Source organism: Nostoc sp., assembly GCF_036916975.1.
In the GTDB taxonomy this organism is placed as follows: Bacteria; Cyanobacteriota; Cyanobacteriia; order Cyanobacteriales; family Nostocaceae; genus Nostoc.
The window spans coordinates 103,175-121,412 of record NZ_JBALFF010000066.1 but is presented as its reverse complement, the minus strand read 5'-3'; the positions used below and the strand labels follow the sequence as shown (position 1 = coordinate 121,412).

12 protein-coding genes are annotated in these 18,238 nt (G+C 41.9%); 6 read left to right on the top strand and 6 right to left on the bottom strand.

Annotated features, from left to right (window positions below; genetic code table 11):
- Positions 1-20 precede the first annotated feature (20 nt).
- The gene (locus V7K73_RS16240) at positions 21-272 is read left to right on the top strand and encodes a four helix bundle protein (protein WP_334881631.1); all 252 of its coding nucleotides are present in this window, start codon (positions 21-23) and stop codon (positions 270-272) included.
- Complete coding sequence (locus V7K73_RS16235; RefSeq protein WP_334881630.1) at positions 269-3,904, top strand: hybrid sensor histidine kinase/response regulator; 3,636 nt, start codon at positions 269-271, stop codon at positions 3,902-3,904. Before V7K73_RS16240 ends, V7K73_RS16235 begins: the two co-directional genes overlap by 4 nt.
- A 91-nt stretch (positions 3,905-3,995) precedes the next feature.
- Here V7K73_RS16235 and V7K73_RS16230 read toward each other — a convergent pair whose 3' ends face one another.
- From V7K73_RS16230 to V7K73_RS16220, 3 genes are all read right to left on the bottom strand, one after another.
- Positions 3,996-4,700 carry a Uma2 family endonuclease gene (locus V7K73_RS16230; RefSeq protein ID WP_334881629.1) on the bottom strand — a complete coding sequence of 235 codons (705 nt, stop codon included), beginning with the start codon at positions 4,698-4,700 and terminating at the stop codon, positions 3,996-3,998.
- A gap of 163 nt (positions 4,701-4,863) precedes the next feature.
- Complete coding sequence (locus V7K73_RS16225) at positions 4,864-5,757, bottom strand: ABC transporter permease (RefSeq protein WP_334881628.1); 894 nt, start codon at positions 5,755-5,757, stop codon at positions 4,864-4,866.
- A 137-nt stretch (positions 5,758-5,894) separates the two neighbouring features.
- Entirely contained in the window at positions 5,895-6,980 is a 1,086-nt protein-coding gene (locus V7K73_RS16220; RefSeq protein ID WP_334881627.1) for an ABC transporter substrate-binding protein, read from the bottom strand.
- Between the two features lie 423 nt (positions 6,981-7,403).
- Between V7K73_RS16220 and cruF the strand changes: the two genes are divergently transcribed.
- On the top strand, positions 7,404-8,315 hold the full coding sequence (gene cruF / locus V7K73_RS16215; protein ID WP_334881626.1) for a gamma-carotene 1'-hydroxylase CruF: 912 nt from the start codon (positions 7,404-7,406) through the stop codon (positions 8,313-8,315).
- Between the two features lie 194 nt (positions 8,316-8,509).
- The gene (cruG, locus tag V7K73_RS16210; RefSeq protein WP_334881625.1) at positions 8,510-9,706 is read left to right on the top strand and encodes a 2'-O-glycosyltransferase CruG; all 1,197 of its coding nucleotides are present in this window, start codon (positions 8,510-8,512) and stop codon (positions 9,704-9,706) included.
- Positions 9,707-10,011: 305 nt separating this feature from the next.
- On the opposite strand, the gene rnhA is transcribed toward cruG, so the two are convergent.
- From rnhA to V7K73_RS16195, 3 genes are all read right to left on the bottom strand, one after another.
- The gene (gene rnhA / locus V7K73_RS16205; RefSeq protein WP_334881624.1) at positions 10,012-10,935 is read right to left on the bottom strand and encodes a ribonuclease HI; all 924 of its coding nucleotides are present in this window, start codon (positions 10,933-10,935) and stop codon (positions 10,012-10,014) included.
- Positions 10,936-11,097: 162 nt separating this feature from the next.
- Entirely contained in the window at positions 11,098-13,293 is a 2,196-nt protein-coding gene (locus V7K73_RS16200) for a CHASE2 domain-containing serine/threonine-protein kinase (RefSeq protein WP_334881623.1), read from the bottom strand.
- 126 nt (positions 13,294-13,419) lie between these two features.
- A complete protein-coding gene (locus tag V7K73_RS16195) occupies positions 13,420-13,707 on the bottom strand; it encodes a hypothetical protein (RefSeq protein WP_334881622.1) in 288 nt (95 codons plus the stop codon).
- Positions 13,708-13,915: 208 nt separating this feature from the next.
- Here V7K73_RS16195 and V7K73_RS16190 point away from each other — a divergent pair, with 208 nt between their 5' ends.
- Positions 13,916-14,116, top strand: a complete 201-nt coding sequence (locus V7K73_RS16190) for a helix-turn-helix domain-containing protein (RefSeq protein ID WP_334881621.1) — start codon at positions 13,916-13,918, stop codon at positions 14,114-14,116.
- 142 nt (positions 14,117-14,258) lie between these two features.
- On the top strand, positions 14,259-18,119 hold the full coding sequence (locus V7K73_RS16185) for a PAS domain S-box protein (protein ID WP_334881620.1): 3,861 nt from the start codon (positions 14,259-14,261) through the stop codon (positions 18,117-18,119).
- Positions 18,120-18,238 lie beyond the last annotated feature (119 nt).

Sequence of the window (18,238 nt, the reverse complement as noted above, 5' to 3'; positions counted from 1 at the left end):
TAATCCGTTCGGCAACATCTGTGGGAGCTAACTATCGGTCAGCTTGCCGTGGTAAGTCAACTGCCGATATGATTGCTAAACTCAGTTTGGTAGAGGAAGAAGCCGATGAAAGTCTTTATTGGATGGAACTTATTGTTGAGGTTGGTTTATTACCTTTGGAAAAAGTAAGCAACTTGATGTCAGAAAATACCGAAATTCTGGCAATGACAGTCGCATCAATCAAAACTTTACGTAACAAATCAAAAATCCAAAATTTAAAATCTAAAATATGATTACAGATAACGAAATCCGCGAACAAGGATATATCTACTTTCTGGCTGAAGCCCCAGAATTAGTCCAAATTATTGAACAAGAACTATTTAGCTTATCGGAAGGTTATAGCATTGCTAAAGTTCATAACTTAATGCGGGCTACTCATACACTTAAAGGTGGCGCTGCTAATGTTGGGCTAGAAGTAATTAAGATGATAGCCCATTTTTTAGAAGATGTATTTAAGGCTCTATATAATCCAAATGTGGTAGTTGATGCCGAATTACAAACACTTTTATTACAAGCTTATGAGTGTCTGAGCATAGCATTAAATACCGAATTAATTGGCAGTACTGTTAATGATGAAGAACTGCTTCATCGAACGACTTCAGTGTTTGCACAGTTGCAAGAAAAGCTGGGTGATGCATTTGGTGCTGAGACTCATATTCCCACTTCTGAAGAATTGGGATTTGATATTGTCCAGTCTGTTTTTGAAGTGGGAGTAGAGCAACGTCTAAAGAGTATTGCTGAAGCTGTTAACAATCCACCAAGTCATGACGAATTTATCGAGTTTTTACACTCTCAAGCTGAGGTGTTTCTCGGTTTAGCAGAATCTCTAAATTTACCTGGATTGGGAGAAATTTCTCAAACAATTCTGTCAGCCCTGCAAGCAAACCCCACTCAGGTGCAGCAAATTGCAGAAATTGCTCTTGCAGATTTGCAAGAAGCACAAAAATTGGTATTAGAAGGCGATCGCACATCTGGCGGAAAAACTTCTCCAGCTTTGCAAAAACTCACAACAGTGGTAAATAATGAGTTATCTGAAGAATTACAAAATAATTCAGAAGAACAATTTTACCAATTTATCACTACATATGATAAGAATAAAAACGAATCAGTAAAGCCTACAACAGCCAAGTTTTATTTAAAAGTAATTCGCTACATTTTTGGCTGGTTTAATCACGAGATCCAAATACCAGAGGCAGAGCTTAATTTTGATTTAATGGTTCCCAAATTAGAAAAAGATAATTTACTTGATTATATCGATAATTGGCTGAAAACGTTTCTTGATTTTGTTCAAGAGGAAGACGATAGTCAAAGCCTTTGTATTTATCGACAGGGGATAATTTTAATCATAATATTTGCTGTCATAAAGTTTCAGCATTCTGTTGAAAAAACTGACAGCTATATCTCAATCATTAAAATATTACAAAACCGAATTCATCGATTAGCACAAGAATATAAAAATTATTCTCCTGTTACTAGCAAAGAGAAAAATTGGCTTGATAGTCCCAAGTTACAAAAACTTTTAGTTATTAAAGAAATACCTAATCGTTATTCTCAAATAACTGAGAACTTACTAGAAGCAATATGGGGAGAAGAAGCTAGCGTAACCCTTGCCGAGCAAGTGCTTATAACTACAACTGATGATTATTCAGGAAAGCTTGATTCATTAATTGTCAATGAGCAGGTAGTTATAAATGTTCCTGAAACTGCTATTGAAGTCATGCCTGATTTAGCGACACAAATCAACAAAGAAATAGAAGACAAATCACAGTATGTTCAAACTAAAAACTTTCGCCAACCTTCATTTATCCGAGTAGATACAGAGAGACTGCAACACCTCAATTATCTAGCCGGAGAATTGCTAATTTACCAAAAACGGCGTAGTTTGCAAGATGAACAAGTCAAAGAAATAATTGACCAATTAATCCAGCAACTTATTAGACACCAAACAACTTTAAATGAATTACGTGATTTACCATTACAAATACAAAATATTGCCTCACAACAAACGCAAAATTTTGCAGTGAAATTTGACTCTTTAGAAATGGATGTATATACAGATTTTCAGATGACATTGCATGAAGCAATAGAAGAGACACTGCAACTACAAGAAACCACAGAGTCTCTTGACTTGCTTGTGACGCAAGCAGCCCAAATTAGCGACAAACAAGAAAATTTAACTCTTAATATTATAGATAGCTTAGTAGAAGCACGAATGTCGCCTTTGGGCAATATCCTGAATCGCTTCCCCCACATGGTAGATAAGTTGGGGAATGTTCATGCCAAACTTGTAGAATTGAAACTTACTGGTACTGAGGTACTAGTTGATAAAGCGATCGCAGAAAAGCTGTACGATCCCTTATTACATTTAGTACGTAATGCTTTTGACCACGGTATTGAATCTCCGCAACTTCGCCGAGAGTTTGGTAAACCAGAACAAGGGTTAATCGAAATCCGCGCCTATCATCAGGGTAGCCAAACTGTTATTGAGGTTCGGGATGATGGACAGGGATTGAATTTAGACAGAATTCGCAGAAAAGCTGCTGAATTTTATCCCATACAAAGTGAAGAAAAAACTATCGCCTATGCTTCTAATTTAGCTGAATCTGAACTGTTAGATATGATATTTTCACCGGGATTTTCTACTGCTGGTAAAGTAAGTGAAATCTCTGGGCGCGGTATGGGGTTAGATATCGTGCGGACTCAGATGAACGCACTTAATGGTTCAATTTCAGTTCAATCCTTACCTAACCAAGGAACAATATTCATACTCAAAATTCCTTTTTCTATGACTACCGAAAAATTAATGCTAGTTCAAGCCAAAGGTGTTGTTTATGCCCTTCTTTTGGACAGCATCGAAAAAATATTGATTCCCTCTGAGCAGCAGATTAAAGAAATTGAAGGTAAAAAAGTCTTACATTGCAATACAGACAATGATGAGATTATGGTTAGCCTGCGTCAACTTTCAAAGTTAATTAATTATAATGGTTCATACATTAATAGTGATAGTTTATATAACATATCAATTAATCACGACCCAAGCCTAGCCAAAAATCCGGTGCTTTTGCTACGACGAAATCAGGGAATGTTTGCTTTAGAAGTTGACCAAATAATTGGTGAACAAGAACTGGTAATTAGACCTTTAGGAAATGCGATCGCACCGCCAAAATACATTTATGGTTGTAGTAGTTTAGCTAATGGTAATCTGATTTTAGTGATTGATGCTTCATTCCTCGTATCTAGCGAGCTTCAACAAACAACACTTGATGTCATGGCGCTACCAGTACCTTCTTTGTCAAATAAAAAAGCCTTAGCGATATCAGGAGATACTTTTTCATCTACACCATTACTTGCTGCATCTACTTCCACAACAACTATAGAAACCCAACCCAGTTACTCTCAAGCAGATAATAAATTACCTATAGAAACCCAACCTAGTTACTCTCAAGCAGATAATAAATTACCAAAAGTTGTTTTAGTTGTAGATGACGCAATTAGTCTGCGCCAAACTATCTCTCTAACACTGCAAAAATCTGGTTATCAAGTAATACAGGCTCAAAATGGTGTAGAAGCTCTAGAAAAGTTACAGTTACATCCAGAAATACAAGTTGTCATCTCCGATTTAGAGATGCCACGAATGAATGGTTTTGAGTTGTTGGGCAATTTCCGTCAATACCCCAATTTAGCAAAAACACCTGTAGTGATTCTCACTTCTCGCAGCGCTGAAAAACATCGTCAGCTTGCTCAAGAATTGGGTGCAAAGGCTTACTTGACTAAGCCTTATTTAGAGCATGAGTTTCTTTCTACAATTAGGGAGTTAATTAACAGTAATACAAATGATTTAAACGATTTAGTCATTAGTCATTAGTCATTGTTCATTTGACTAATAACTAATAACTCTCGCGTTGCGGTTTGATATTTTCAGAAATGCGTAGGCATAGCCCGTCGTAGACATCGCCTTAATTACCAGGTAGATTATTTGGATCTACACCTAGAGAACGTAAATACTGGGCTAATTGTTCAGCCCTTTGTCGCTGCTGTTGTGCCTGTTCTGCATCTGTCAAATAGCGATTTCCTTGCTGATCGTACCAACATAAAAACTCTTGTTGTATCCCGGCAATTACAGCTTGGTGTCGCCCAATACCTAACCCTACCTCTGGCATCAAATAAGGTTCACCTATTTGTAGTTGGTAGTTTCCATCTATTAACTTATACACTTCAAAGGGTTGATGTTGGTCGCGCCGCCAAAACTCAGGGTTATAAATTACGTAGTACAATACACCGAGTTTTCTGTATATATCTAACTTCTCGTCATATTCACCTCCGGGGGTGTGGGATACCATTTCTAATGTGAATATTGGAACTATCCCATTTTCTTCCCAAACCGCGTAACTTTTGCGTGATTTGCCACCCTTTTTCCGTTCTACTCCCACACTTAAAAAAGCATCTGGCACTACAGGTACTCTACAATTTAGTCCTGTGGTGTGATATAATACCATATAAACTCCAAAGTACCAATCCATGCGATTTGCCCAAATCGAGTTGAGTAAAAAGAGTAAAATGTTGGGCAAAAAGTTTTGGTCTTCGTTATCCACTGGCGTATCGTCTGAACAGGGAAGTTCATCAGTAGTTGGTAACGCATTTTTGAGATCAGGTGAGAGCATAACCGTTGTCTCGCTGGCGTTTGATGCCTTTATTATAAATGAGTCAAACAATTTTGAATTTTGGATTTTAGATTGACTCCATGACTCAAGTCACTACTGTCATTTAATTTTAAATTTAATCCAAAATCAAAAATTTAAAATCTAAAATTCAGTGACTGAAAGTTTAGCGTTTGGGTGCAGTCTCACCAAACTTAATTAAAAGTGCGATCGCAATACTAACAAGCAAAATTAACGTCATACTTAAGGCTGAACCAAATCCCCAATTTTGCGTTGCTCCCAGAAACTGGTTATAAACTAACCGCGCCGCCGTCATACTAGAAGCACCACCAAGTAATTCTGGATCGACAAAATCCCCTAAGCCTGTGATGAATACAAGCACCGAAGCAGCCGCAATTCCCGGAAAAATTTGTGGTACAGTTACTTGCCAAAAAGTTTCCACCGGATTTGCACCTAAATCAGCCGCCGCTTCTAGCAACCGCTTGTCTAGCTTTTCGAGAGAAGCATATAAAATCAAAACCATATAGGGTAACAAACTGTAACTCATGCCAATAAATACAGCTTGACTTTGGTTAAGTAATTCCAAAGTAGGCAAGCCTAAATTGCTGAGTAAACTGTTCAATAAACCAGTAGGACGAAGAATTGTAATCCAGGCATAGGAACGGAGTAACGAGGAAGTCCATAAAGGCAAGACAAAGCCTAATAACAGCAAATTTCGCCAACGCTGCGGCGCTATCTGAGCAATCCAATAGGCGACGGGGAACCCCAAAATTAAACAAATTATTGTGGTCCCAAACGCAAAAAATAGCGATCGCACAATTACATGCACATAAAGGGGATCAAATATTCTAATGTAATTTTTGAATCCGTTGGGATTCACCAAATCTCCTGGCCGGATGTCTGCAACTAAACTTAACTCGAAAATTATCAAAGTTGGCAGCACTAACAAAAGCAATAACCAAATCCCAGATGGTGCAAGTAATGCCAAAGGTTGCAGCCAATTCGCTGGTGAGCGATGCAATTCTTCTATTTTAGAAATATCATTTTTTTGAAAATTCACCACTTATAACTCCAAACTCCAAACTCCAAACTCCAAACCCCTAACTCCTAACTCCAAACTCCAAACTCCTAACTCCAAACCCCTAACTCCTAACTCCTAACTCCTAACTCCTAACTCCTAACTCCTAACTATTTTATTTACCCGCTAGTTAACTGAGTCCAATAGCGATCGTAAACCTCTTCAAATTCTCCTACTGGAGTAACACGTTCACAATTTGCTAAAACTGACTCTAAGGGAAATAAATTAGGATTATTTTGGATTTTTTTTGGCAATTGCTCAAATCCAGCACTATTAGGCGTAGAAATATTTAGACGTTGACTGATTTTAGCTGCTAATTCTGGTTGCAAAATCATGTTAATCCAAGCATAAGCTCCAGCCTGATTGGGGGCTGTTTTAGGAATTACAATAGTGTCTGTCCATAATGAAGAACCACTGCGAGGAATTACATATTTGAGTTTAGGATTTTCTTGAGAAATTCTCACCGCATCTGCTGAATAGCACATTACTAATAGTAAATCTCCTGCTAGAATTTGATTTTGCCAAGCGTCGGTGTCAAAACGTGCGATCGCAGATTTTAGCACTTTCAATTTTTCATAAGCTTGTTTGATTTCTTGTTCATTTTTTGAGTTGTAAGAGTAACCTAGCATCCGTAATGTCGCACCCATGACCTCTCGAACATCATTGAGCAAGGTCATTTGCTGATTAAGTTGCTTTTTGTTTTGCCAAAGGTAATCCCAGTCTTGTGGTGCATCTTTGATTTTTTCAGAATTGTAAAGTAAACCTGTTGTCCCCCAGTTAAAAGGGATGCTATATCGGTTATGGGGGTCATAGCTAGGATTCTGAAACCGGGGAAATAAATTCTCTAAACCGATTAAGCGATCGCGATCTATTTCTGTTAATAAACCTTTGTCTACCATCTTCTGCACCATGTAATCGGATGGGTAGATAATGCTGTAAGTTCCACCGCCTCCAGCTTGCAATTTAGCCAGCATGACATCATTGGAATCATACACATCCGCTAGCACTTTCATGCCTGTTTGGGTGCTAAAGGTTTTCAATAATTGGTTGTCAGTATATTGCGTCCAGGTAAAAATATAAAGTTGGTCACGTTGACCCGAAGTATCAGAATTAGCACGGACTTCAGCTAGCCTCCAGCCACAACCAGCTAAAGATAAGCCAGAAAGCCCTGTCACCCCTTTTAAAAATTGGCGTCTGTTAGTCATTAAGTTAGAAGCTGTTTATCAACAACCTCTAGATTACGGTATACCTAGTAGCCCCTGCCGTGATTTTTGGGGATAAATGTGTCAATCTTCACACTTACTGTTGGGCTTGCTTAATCTATGGTGGTTGTGCTACCTCAACGAGATCCTTGTATGGAAGGAGTTCTTGATCATACTGGTATAAGTGAAACAAGAAACTAAAAGTTTTTACAGATGAAATTATGTAGATTTTGACTATATAGCTTAGACTAGTAAATCTATCATCATATTTCTTATAGCTTCAATCAATAAGCTGTTATGCTCTTCCCAAGAAAGCCAAACAAGTTTGTAGAAAATTGCGGCACAAAGTAGTTCAATATGTTGTTAAAGATTTGTAAACTGTTAGCAGCCGAGTAGCCGCGTGTCACATCTTGTTAAGGAATTATCATGAGACAACTTGTTATTGCTGAACGCGTATGCCTGATTGGTCATATCGTGTCAAAAGCCTTTGGACTGGTAGGGATGCTACTGGTCGTACCTAATGCGGAAATACTTTTCAACTTATCGCAGGTTGGAGAAACTGCCGTACAGTTAAGTATGGCAGGTGGCGGTGTAGTTGATATCATCTTGGGGACAATAGCTGTCTCTATTTATGCTTACCGGACGCTGGGATTGGGAACTTGGCTAGCATTTATGCTGCCGGCTATGTTTATCTCCTTGGGTAGTGAACTACTGGGAACCAGCACAGGTTTTCCATTTGGTGATTATAGCTACTTAAGTGGCTTGGGTTATAAGATTGGGGGGCTAGTTCCTTTCACAATTCCTTTATCTTGGTTCTATGTTGGGCTGTCGTCTTATTTAATTGCGAGAACTGGTTTGAAAGTGGCACAAAAACCTAGTTGGGGACGCCATATTGCGGCTATAGCCGTTGGTGCTTTACTCTTCACTTGCTGGGATTTTGCCCTTGAGCCAGCGATGAGTCAAACTTCTCTGCCTTTTTGGTATTGGGAACACCCAGGAGCTTTCTTTGGCACACCTTACCAGAACTATGCAGGTTGGTTTGGCACTAGCGCCCTGTTTATGAGTGTGGCAGGATTGTTGTGGAGAAACGCTTCGATAAAATTAGAGCGATCGCAACTCAATCTACCCTTAGTCGTTTATTTAACTAACTTTGCCTTCGCCGCCGGACTAAGCTTGGCCGCTGGGTTTTCCATTCCAGTGTTGCTCGGCTTATTGTTTGGTGTAACTCCTGCTGTGGCGCTGTGGTTAAGCAGTTCAACCACACCCACTCCAGTTGCTGTTGAACCAGCAAATAAGGAAGTCTCCGTGGCAAGAAATGTTAAAGTTGCCTTGAAATAAGTCTATAGATTGGGGAGTGGGGAGTGGAGATGAGGGGGAGCAGGGAGCAGGGAGCAGGGGGAAAATTCCTCTCCTCTGCACCCTTCTAAGAGATCCTCTGCCTCTTCCCCACGCCCAATGACTAATGACCAATGACTAATGATTAATGACCAATGACTAATGACCAATGACTAATGATTAATGACCAATGACTAATGACCAATGACAACGCTTTGATGGTAGAAAGCGCCATCTCTTTTTTATTGCTAATTATCCAAGTACCAGCGACGGCGATTCTGTTTTCGCGCCTGCTAAAGGGGCCAAGACGGCTTCCTCCAATAGAACCGCAACAGCCGACACTGGAGCTTTTGGGTAAGGTTAGCGTCGTCGTTCCCACGCTGAACGAGGCGCTTCGCATTAGCCCTCTGTTGGCTGGTTTAAGCCAGCAAAGCTACGAAGTTCGGGAAATTATTGTTGTAGACAGCAAGTCTGTTGATGGTACACCCGAATTGGTAAAAGCGAAACAACAGAAAGATCCGCGCTTTCGCGTGATGACAGATGACCCCTTACCCTCTGGTTGGGTGGGGCGTCCTTGGGCGTTGCATAACGGTTTTCTATTTAGCTCTGAGGGTAGTCAGTGGTTTCTGGGGCTGGATGCTGATATTCAACCGCATCCTGGTTTGGTTGCTGGTTTGGTAAAGACGGCCGAAGCACAGGGCTATGATCTCGTTTCCCTTTCACCCCAGTTTATTCTCAAATATCCGGGAGAGTGCTGGCTACAACCGGCTTTGTTGATGACTCTGCTTTACCGATTTGACCCAGCTGGGATCAATACAGAGCAGCCAGAACGGGTCATGGCAAATGGACAGTGTTTTTTGTGTCGCCGCTCCGTTTTAGCTGCTGTGGGTGGCTATAGCAGTGCGAGTGGTTCTTTTTGTGATGATGTCACTTTGGCACGAAATATTGCTGCTCAAGGGTATAAAGTAGGCTTTTTAGATGGCGCAAAAGTGCTGAGAGTACGGATGTATGAAGGGGCGATGGAGACGTGGAAGGAATGGGGGCGGAGTCTCGATCTCAAAGATGCAACTTCTCGTTCGCAGTTGTGGGGAGATTTATGGTTACTCACATCTGTTCAAGGTCTACCTATTTTAATAGTTCTTACTTTTTTGTTGATTTCTCCCCCACTCTCATACTCGCTTACTCCCCCACTTCTCTTGCTGGGACTAAATTTATTGTTGGTGGTAATTCGCTTTGCTATGCTATTTGCGATCGCACCTTCTTACGATCGCAAAAGCGCAAAAAGCGGCTGGTTATTCTGGCTTTCCCCTTTTGCCGATCCCTTAGCCGTGCTACGAATCTTCTTATCTGCGTTCCACAAGCCACGCGAGTGGCGGGGACGAAAATATAGTTAGAGTTAAATTAATTCGTAATTCGTAATAGAGCCTCCGGCACGCTGCGCGGTTTTCATGCCCAAAGGGCTGTACGTAATTCGTAATAGAGCCTCCGGCACGCTGCGCGGTTTTCATGGGCTAAAGGGCTGTACGTAAATTTTGTTTTGTAATGGGGATTTAAGCCCAATCGCATTACTTGCTTTTTTATAGAACCGGGGGACTTAAACCCAGGTAACTCGTTAAAAATTCATAACTCCAAACTCCAAACTCCAAACTCCAAACTCCAAACTCCTAACTCCTAACTCCTAACTCCAAACTCCAAACTCCTAACTCCTAACTCCAAACTCCTCTTCCCCTCCTACTTGATCCCCGCGTTCTAGTTCCCAAAGAATTTGATTTCCTTCACGGCGTACCCGTGACACTATCCAGTTTCGCCAGCGCCATTGATCTCCCCGACTGGTAACAGCGCTGGCGTGGACATCCATCAAGTCTGCTAACTCAGAACTGGTGATTAAGTAGCCTTTTTCTGAAATTTCGTCAGCTATACGTAGAGTTTCGACCAAGCTGCGGAGTTGCAAAACCCTCATTTCTGGTGGTTTTTCATCGGTTGCGGACGCAGTTGGCCCAGTAGATGGTTCCATAACGGTTATTTCTGGTGCAGAAGTACTGATTTGTTGCGGACTTTGGTTAATTATTCGAGAGTTTTTTTCATAATCAGCTACTTTTGCTACATTTAGTTCATTTGTAGAAGATAAAGATTGATAAAAATTTGTCGGAGTTAATTGTTGTAGCGAAGGAATTTTACCACTGGCATAAGTACGAGCGATCGCATCACAACGTTCGTTACCTATGTTACCAGAATGTCCCCTGACATGTTGCCATTTTACCTGTTGGGTATTGAGTTCATCGAGAGTTTCTAAAAGCTCTTGGTTTTGGACGGGTTTACCATCTGACTTTTTCCAGCCTTTGTTTTTCCAGCCTTTCACCCACTTGGTAACGCAGTTAATTAGGTATTCGCTATCGGTATGAAGGATTATGGGTTGGGTTTGTTGAGATGTTTGCAAAAATTGCAGGGCTGCGATCGCTGCTTGCATTTCCATTTTATTATTAGTGGTATGAGCAGATGCGTCGCCCATTTCGTGGATTGAGCCATCGCTAAAGTAGACGACAACTCCCCAACCGCCAGGACCAGGGTTTCCGGTGCAAGCACCATCGGTGTATATGCTTTGGATTATGGGTTGAGTGGACATGGTTAGGGTATCGAACCGCAAAGGACGCTAAGGCAAGAGTGATTAGCTACGAATTTTTTAAAGAACATCCAGGCTATTATACTGGTTCGCATTCCGGCAACAACGCTCCACAAGAAGGCTTTTGTGGTCAAAAATGGTATTTTGCTATTCGGTGGGTAACGCTTACAAACGTTTTAAATCTTGTAAAACTGCGGCGGCTGATTGATAGCGATCGCTAAAATGATAACAAACCATTTTATCTAAAATTGCGGCTAATTTTTCACTCACTTGCACCGTTTGCCGCCACATAATATTACCTGTTTCTGCATCTGGGTGGAGGTCTTGCGGTGCTATCCCTGTTATGGCTTGAATGGCAATCATTCCTAAAGCGTAAATGTCACTGCATAAGCGCGGATGACCGGCAAATTGTTCTGGAGGTGCATAACCCCGCGTCCCGATGGCTACTGTGGCTAATTCTGTTTCACTACTTGGCGGTTGCATCAATTTGACAGCACCAAAATCAATCAACACCAACCGATTATCTTCAGTGCATCTAATAATATTAGCCGGTTTGATATCACGATGAATCACTCGATGCTGATGAACAAATTCTAGAACTTCTAAAACTTGTTTAAGCATCTCAATCACAAATGATTCGTTCTGCACATTCCGCACAGGTGGTAATTCTTCACTTAGGGTATGTCCCTCGATATATTGTTGAATCAAATAAAATTCTTGGTCATCTTCAAAATAAGCAAGTAGTTCGGGAATCTGATGATGTTTACCCAAACATTGTAATATTTCAGCTTCACTATTAAACAACCTGCGAGCAATTTGCAAAAATCGTGTATCTTGACGGGCTGGCATTAACTTTTTAACTACGCAAATCGGATTACCTGGGCGTTGAGTATCCTGTGCTAAATAAGTACGGCCAAATCCCCCTGCACCGAGAACTTGAGAGATTTTGTAGCGTCCACTCAAAAGCAAATCACCTGATTTTATTTCTGGTGAATCAACTGGGGGAGAAAAATCAAGATATGAGTCGGGGAGTGCTGTTTTATCTTCTAAGAGTATATTTAACCCTGCGATCGCTTCTTGTTGTTTTTCGACTTGCAGAATAATCGCCTGAGTTTGTCGCTGATTTTGGTAACTAGTATAAGCAATCACACAGGTGCTACTAATCACCAAAGCCAGGCCAGAGGGAACTAATGGTATCCATCCAGCTTGCAAAAACAAAGCAACGCAGATTCCTACTAAGCCAAGTAGAGTTGTCCCAACCACCGCTAGCAACAGCAACGGATTTTGCCACCGCCATGCTATAATTCCACCTAAGAGCGACCAGCACCACACCCAAATAACTTCCGCCCAGTCTGGCCAATACCAAATTAGAGGTCGTCCATCCAACACTGTACTGATAAGTTGACTTGCTATCTGTGCATGAATAAACAGAGCAGGCATTCTGGCTGGTTGATCTGGCAAAGCGCTGTAAGGTGTATAAAAGCTATTTTGAGGGAAATTAGCTGCTGTAGTGCCAATAATTACAAGGCGATCTTTGACTAAATTGGGGTTGACTTGGCCACTGAGGACTTGTGTAAGGGTTACTTGGTCGGCGAGACTGTTGGGATGACGGTAATTTAATAATATTTGATAGCCATCTGCATCTAGATGTATGTAACTACCGGAATTAGCTTGTAAACGCAAAAAGAGAATTTTACCTAACTGAAAATCTCCTTTATTAGTAAAATTGTATTCAATGGCTTGTTTATCCAGATAATTAATTGCTATGAGCGCACCAAATGCAAATGATGTTGTACATTTTTTTTCTGGAGAGTGAACAAATAACAAACTGCGGCGGAGAATTTGGTCGTTTTCATTGTCAGCAACCACATTGCTAAACCCAACATTATCTATAGAGAAATTTGGCGGTGGTGGGATTTCATCTTTACCCAAGGTGCTGAACAAACAGGTGCTAACGATGTTATCTTGATTTTGTAAATTAGCCGCCAAATAGTTGTTTTCTGGTTGAAAAAGATATAAACCAACAATTCGCGGTTGATAAGACTCTATTTTTTTTAATAGCTGATTGATTCTACGATCTGATATAGTCCCTTTATCTTGTTTAAGATCCTCGTCAGTGATTTTTACGAGCAAAATCCGCCGATCGGGTGCTTCTGGTGGACGCGATCGCAACATCTGATCGTAAACTCTCAACTCCCAAGACTGCAACCATTTTAGTTCCCGAACTCCCCAGATAAAGGCGGTGACTCCTACACTGGTAACTAAAATAATTTGCAACCAGCTTTTGCTCTGGGAAGTTTCACGCGAATCCTGAACTTTGACAAAGGGGACACGGAGTTTTTCTAATAGTCCACTAATCACGGCGTTGCGGCGGTAGCCTGAATTGGGTAGATGTTGCAGACACAGAAGTTAATTTTCTGACTCTAGATTAAAAGCTGATTAACCTGAGCTTCTATATTAATGTACCAATTTACTTGTTGCTTAGAGCTAATCATCCGTTTGAGATATTTGAGCATCTTCAACAGCACTGGCAATTGGGAAAGAAATAGGATTAGTAGATGGGGTTAGGGAATCTAACTGGGGTTGTTCGATTGATGCCTCGACGATGCTCGAATCCGCAAAATAAGAATCAAATATTTTATCATAGTTAGAAGCAACAGCTAAAAAAGCACCACCCAAAATATAGATAGGTAATGGCAGATTAAATTCTTGCAACCAGTCAAACAGTTCTGCCAAGGCAAATAGCACAAAAAAGCAGGCAAGCCAAACCCTCATATTTTTATTACCTGGATTGAAACAATTCTATTATTAGCTTAAATTAGGTTGCATAATAGTTAATGTAGTCCATAATCATCAACTGACAACCTCTATAACTCTAGATAGATGTAGTGAGAGTGATAGCATCTGCTATAGTCCAATATCTACTAGAAAAATAAACATATATTTAGCTTATGCTGTAATCGAACAGCCAAAACTTGCCCAGTTGGTTCGTAAGACTCGGCAGTGCGTCAAACTTTCACAGGTAAAACTGGCAACGATGTTAAGGGTTTCGTTCCACAGTATAAACCGATGGGAAAACGGACGGACACGACCTTCGCCACTGGCTATGAAACAAATTAAAGAGCTATTACACCAAATGGGAGAACCCGGTGAAGCCGTTTTAGCCAGATACTTTCAAAAATGAGGAGCAGAGACTGTGACTGCTGAAGTTCCAGCAAATGCTCGGTGCGATCGCCACTTTGATTGATCAGTTCCTCGATTGAGAAAGAAAATTTCCCCTTGTTAAAGATTTAATTGATAATCTAAAAGCTCAAGAGGTTACAGATTTGCGGCAATATTTGGGCGAACAGGAGCAAGTAGAAGAAAATCTGCGTCATAGTGAAGCACGCTACCGCTCACTGGCAGAAGCAAGCGCATCCATCGTCTGGATCGCGGGACCTTGGGGCAACGTTGTTAACGAGATTCCAACTTGGGAGGCGTTCACTGGGCAAAGTCTTGAACAATACAGAGGATGGGGTTGGATTGAAGCACTGCACCCAAATGACCGTCCATCTGTAGCTACTATTTGGAGACAGGCTTTTTTTGGACGCAGCGTTGCAGTTGCCGAGTATCGTGTTCTGCGGTATGACGGTGAGTATCGTTACATGAAGATCCGCGGTGTGCCTATACTCGACGAAACAGGCGAAATCGAGGAATGGGTAGGAATGTGCGTCGATATCAGCGATAGCAAGCAAGCTGAGGCAGAACGTGAGCAATTGCTGGCGCTACTGAAAACAGAACAGACTCGCTTGGTTGAAGCTAATGTTCTGCTTGATACCCTCTTCAATAATGCGCCTATAGGTATTGGTCTATGGGATGAGAAATTGAGATACGTTAGGTTGAATGACGCTTTAGCTGAAATGAACGGTTTTTCCCAAGAGGTGCATATCGGTAAGACCGTTGCCCAAGTGCTACCTGGGGTAGATTCTACGGTTATGGAAGCTTTCCACCATGTAATCGAAACGGGAGAATCTATTGCTCAAGAGGCCAGTGGAGAGACACCCGCCGCGCCTGGAAAGCAGCGGCAGTGGTCGGTAAATTACTATCCGATTAAACTACCAGATGATATTACTTGGGTGGGCGCAATCTGCGAAGAAATCACCGATCGCAAGCAAGCAGAAGTCGAGCGTCAACAGCTATTTGAGCGGGAGCAAGCGGCTCGGGTTGAGGCCGAAGCTGCCAAAGAGCAACTTACCAAGATTTTAGAAAGTATCACTGACGGCTTTGTTGCATTTGACAGTGAGTGGCGCTTCACCTACCTCAACGAGCAGGGAAGCAGAAATCTGGGGCGTTCCTGCGAGGATTTGCTCGGAAAAAATTTGTGGTCAGAGTTTCCAGAACTGGCTGATACTAGCTTTGGTCAACTTTATCAAAGAGCAGTTGCTTTAGGAACGCCCCTTGAGCTTGAAGATTATTACCCACCCTTTGATGCATGGTTTGCGGTTCGCGCCTATCCTTCAGGGACAGGGTTATCAGTTTATTTCCGTAACATTAATGTACGCAAACAGGCAGAGGCAAAACTGCGTGAGAGTGAGGCGTGTTTTCGGCTGCTGGCTGAGAATTCAACTGATATTATTTCACGCCACAGAGTAGATGGAACTCTTCTGTACATTTCACCAGCTTGCTACACAGTATTAGGGTATCAACCAGAAGAACTAGTAGGTCATCCCAGCCGGGAGTTAGTTCACCCTGAGGATTTGGCAGAGATTGCCAAGAATTATCCAGTCAATGCCGATTTACCAGATATTTATACTATTACTCACCGCGCTCGTCACAAAGACGGACATTATATTTGGTTAGAAACAACTATTCGAGCTATCCGCGATCGCCAAACTAAAGATATTTTAGAGATACAAGCGTCTTCGCGGGATATTACAGAGCGTAAGCAGGTAGAGTCGGAGCAGCGTTTTCTAGCTTCAGCTAGTGGGATTTTGGCTGCATCATTAGACTACGAGACAACTTTAGCCAGTTTAGCACGTTTGGTAGTGCCGGAAATAGCTGATTGGTGCTTAGTTGATATTATTTGTGACAATCAATTAGTCCGCCGGGTTGCAGCAGCCCATGCCGATCCAAAAAAACAAGAATTGGTAGAACAGTTACAAAATTATCCGCCTGATTTGACATTGAAAAAAGGTATTGCTGAGATAATACGGACAGGTAAATCTAAAATTACTAATTTTATTTCTGATGAACAGATACAAGCGATAAGCCTTAATGCCAGTCATCTAAAAATTTTGCAAGAATTAAATCCGACATCTGGCATTAGTGTACCGCTCATAGTTCGGGGACGGGTGCTGGGAGCTATGACTTTGGTATCTTCTTCAGGTCGTCGCTACCCTACCAATAGCCTAATGTTAGCCCAGGAGTTAGCTCGTCGGGCTGCCGTAGCCGTTGATAATGCTCGACTCTATACAGAAACCCAGCAATCTCAACAGGCGGCTTTACAGGCAGCATCTCGCACTGCGCGTCTGCAAGCCATTACCGCCGCACTTTCAGAATCTCTGACTCCAGCACAGGTTGCTGAAGTAATTGTAGAGCAAGGTATGGCAGCTTTGGGAGCTAGTTGTGCTTTAGTCGCACTAGTGACTAAAAGCGGCACTGAACTAGAAATTGTCCGTGCAGTAGGTTATGAACAGGAAGCTCTCGATTCATGGAGTCGATTCTCTATTTATACATCCGTACCACTGGCAGAAGCAGTACGAACCAAACAGCCCATCTGGCAAGAGCCAACCACAACAAGGGTTGCTCGTTACCCACATCTAGCTCAGGAGTATGCACGGTATAATTACAGAGCTTGGATTTCGATTCCATTGATCGTTGAGGGACGAGCCATAGGTGGAATGTCTATAGCTTTTGGTGAAATTCAGGAGTTTAATCAAGATGACAAACCCTTCATTTTAGCACTAGCACAGCAGTGCGCTCAAGCGATGGAACGGGCCCGCCTATACGAGGCAGAGCAAACCGCACGGGAAGCAGCAGAAAACGCTAACCGGATTAAAGACGAGTTTCTAGCAGTTCTTTCTCATGAATTGCGATCGCCACTCAACCCGATTTTAGGATGGTCTAAGCTACTCCAAACCAAAAAACTTGATGAAAAGACAATCCCTCAAGCGCTGAAGACTATTGAGCGAAATGCTAGGTTACAAGCTCAACTAATTGAAGATTTGCTGGATATCTCCCGAATTTTACAAGGTAAACTGAGCTTAAATATCTACCCAGTTGATTTGGCATCTGTGATTTTGGCAGCTATGGAAACAGTGCGGCTGTCAGCAGAAGCGAAGTCAATTGAGATGCACATCAGCCTAGAACCACATTTGCGGCAAGTTTTAGGTGATTCTGGCCGATTGCAGCAAATCGTTTGGAACCTGCTCTCAAACGCAGTTAAGTTTACACCTGCTCTGGGACGGGTTGATATTCGATTGGAACAAGTAGGGAGTGGGGAGTGGGGAGTAGGGGGTAAAGAAATACCAAACCACTCCCCGGTTTACGCTCAAATTATCGTCAGCGACACTGGTAAGGGCATCGATCCCAATTTTCTGCCTTACGTGTTTGAATATTTTCGCCAAGAGAACAGCAGCACCACCAGAAAATTTGGTGGATTAGGATTAGGGTTAGCGATCGTCCGTCACTTAGTCGAACTGCATGGCGGGACAGTTCAGGTAGAAAGCAGAGGCGAGGATCAGGGGGCAACTTTTACCGTGAGACTCCCTCTAATCCAAAATCAATCAGAGATTAAACAGGAAAGTAGCGACTCAGAGACATCCTCAAATTTAAATGGTGTCAATATTTTAGTAGTGGATGATGATGCAGATACGCTAGAATTTATTGCCTTCTTACTAGAGCAGTATGGGGCAAATGTGACAGCAGTGACATCAGCAAATGAGGCACTAGCCGCTTTAAGCCAATCTCTGCCAGATATACTTTTAAGCGATATTGGGATGCCAGAAGTGGATGGATGTATGTTCATGCGACAGTTGAGAACACTACCACTAGAACAAGGAGGGCAAATTCGAGCGATCGCACTTACCGCCTATGCTGGAGAAATGAACGCCAAACAGGTACTTGCAGCTGGATTTGACAAGCATCTAGCAAAACCAATAGAACCAGCCGAATTAATAGATGCGATCGCTAACTTAATAGCTGATTAACCATCATCAGGATTGATAGGCTATTAAATAATTCGTAATTCGTAATAGAGCCTCCGGCACGCTGCGCGGTTTTCATGCCCAAAGGGCTGTACGTAATTCGTAATTCGTCAATTTTGTTT

Excerpts from the sequence above, each read along its gene's own strand:
- cruF (WP_334881626.1), top strand. The coding sequence starts at position 7,404 with ATGAGACAACTTGTTATTGCTGAACGCGTATGCCTGATTGGTCATATC.
- V7K73_RS16230 (WP_334881629.1), bottom strand. The coding sequence starts at position 4,700 with ATGCTCTCACCTGATCTCAAAAATGCGTTACCAACTACTGATGAACTT.
- V7K73_RS16195 (WP_334881622.1), bottom strand. The coding sequence starts at position 13,707 with ATGAGGGTTTGGCTTGCCTGCTTTTTTGTGCTATTTGCCTTGGCAGAA.
- rnhA (WP_334881624.1), bottom strand. The coding sequence starts at position 10,935 with ATGTCCACTCAACCCATAATCCAAAGCATATACACCGATGGTGCTTGC.
- V7K73_RS16220 (WP_334881627.1), bottom strand. The coding sequence starts at position 6,980 with ATGACTAACAGACGCCAATTTTTAAAAGGGGTGACAGGGCTTTCTGGC.
- V7K73_RS16235 (WP_334881630.1), top strand. The coding sequence starts at position 269 with ATGATTACAGATAACGAAATCCGCGAACAAGGATATATCTACTTTCTG.
- cruG (WP_334881625.1), top strand. The coding sequence starts at position 8,510 with ATGACCAATGACAACGCTTTGATGGTAGAAAGCGCCATCTCTTTTTTA.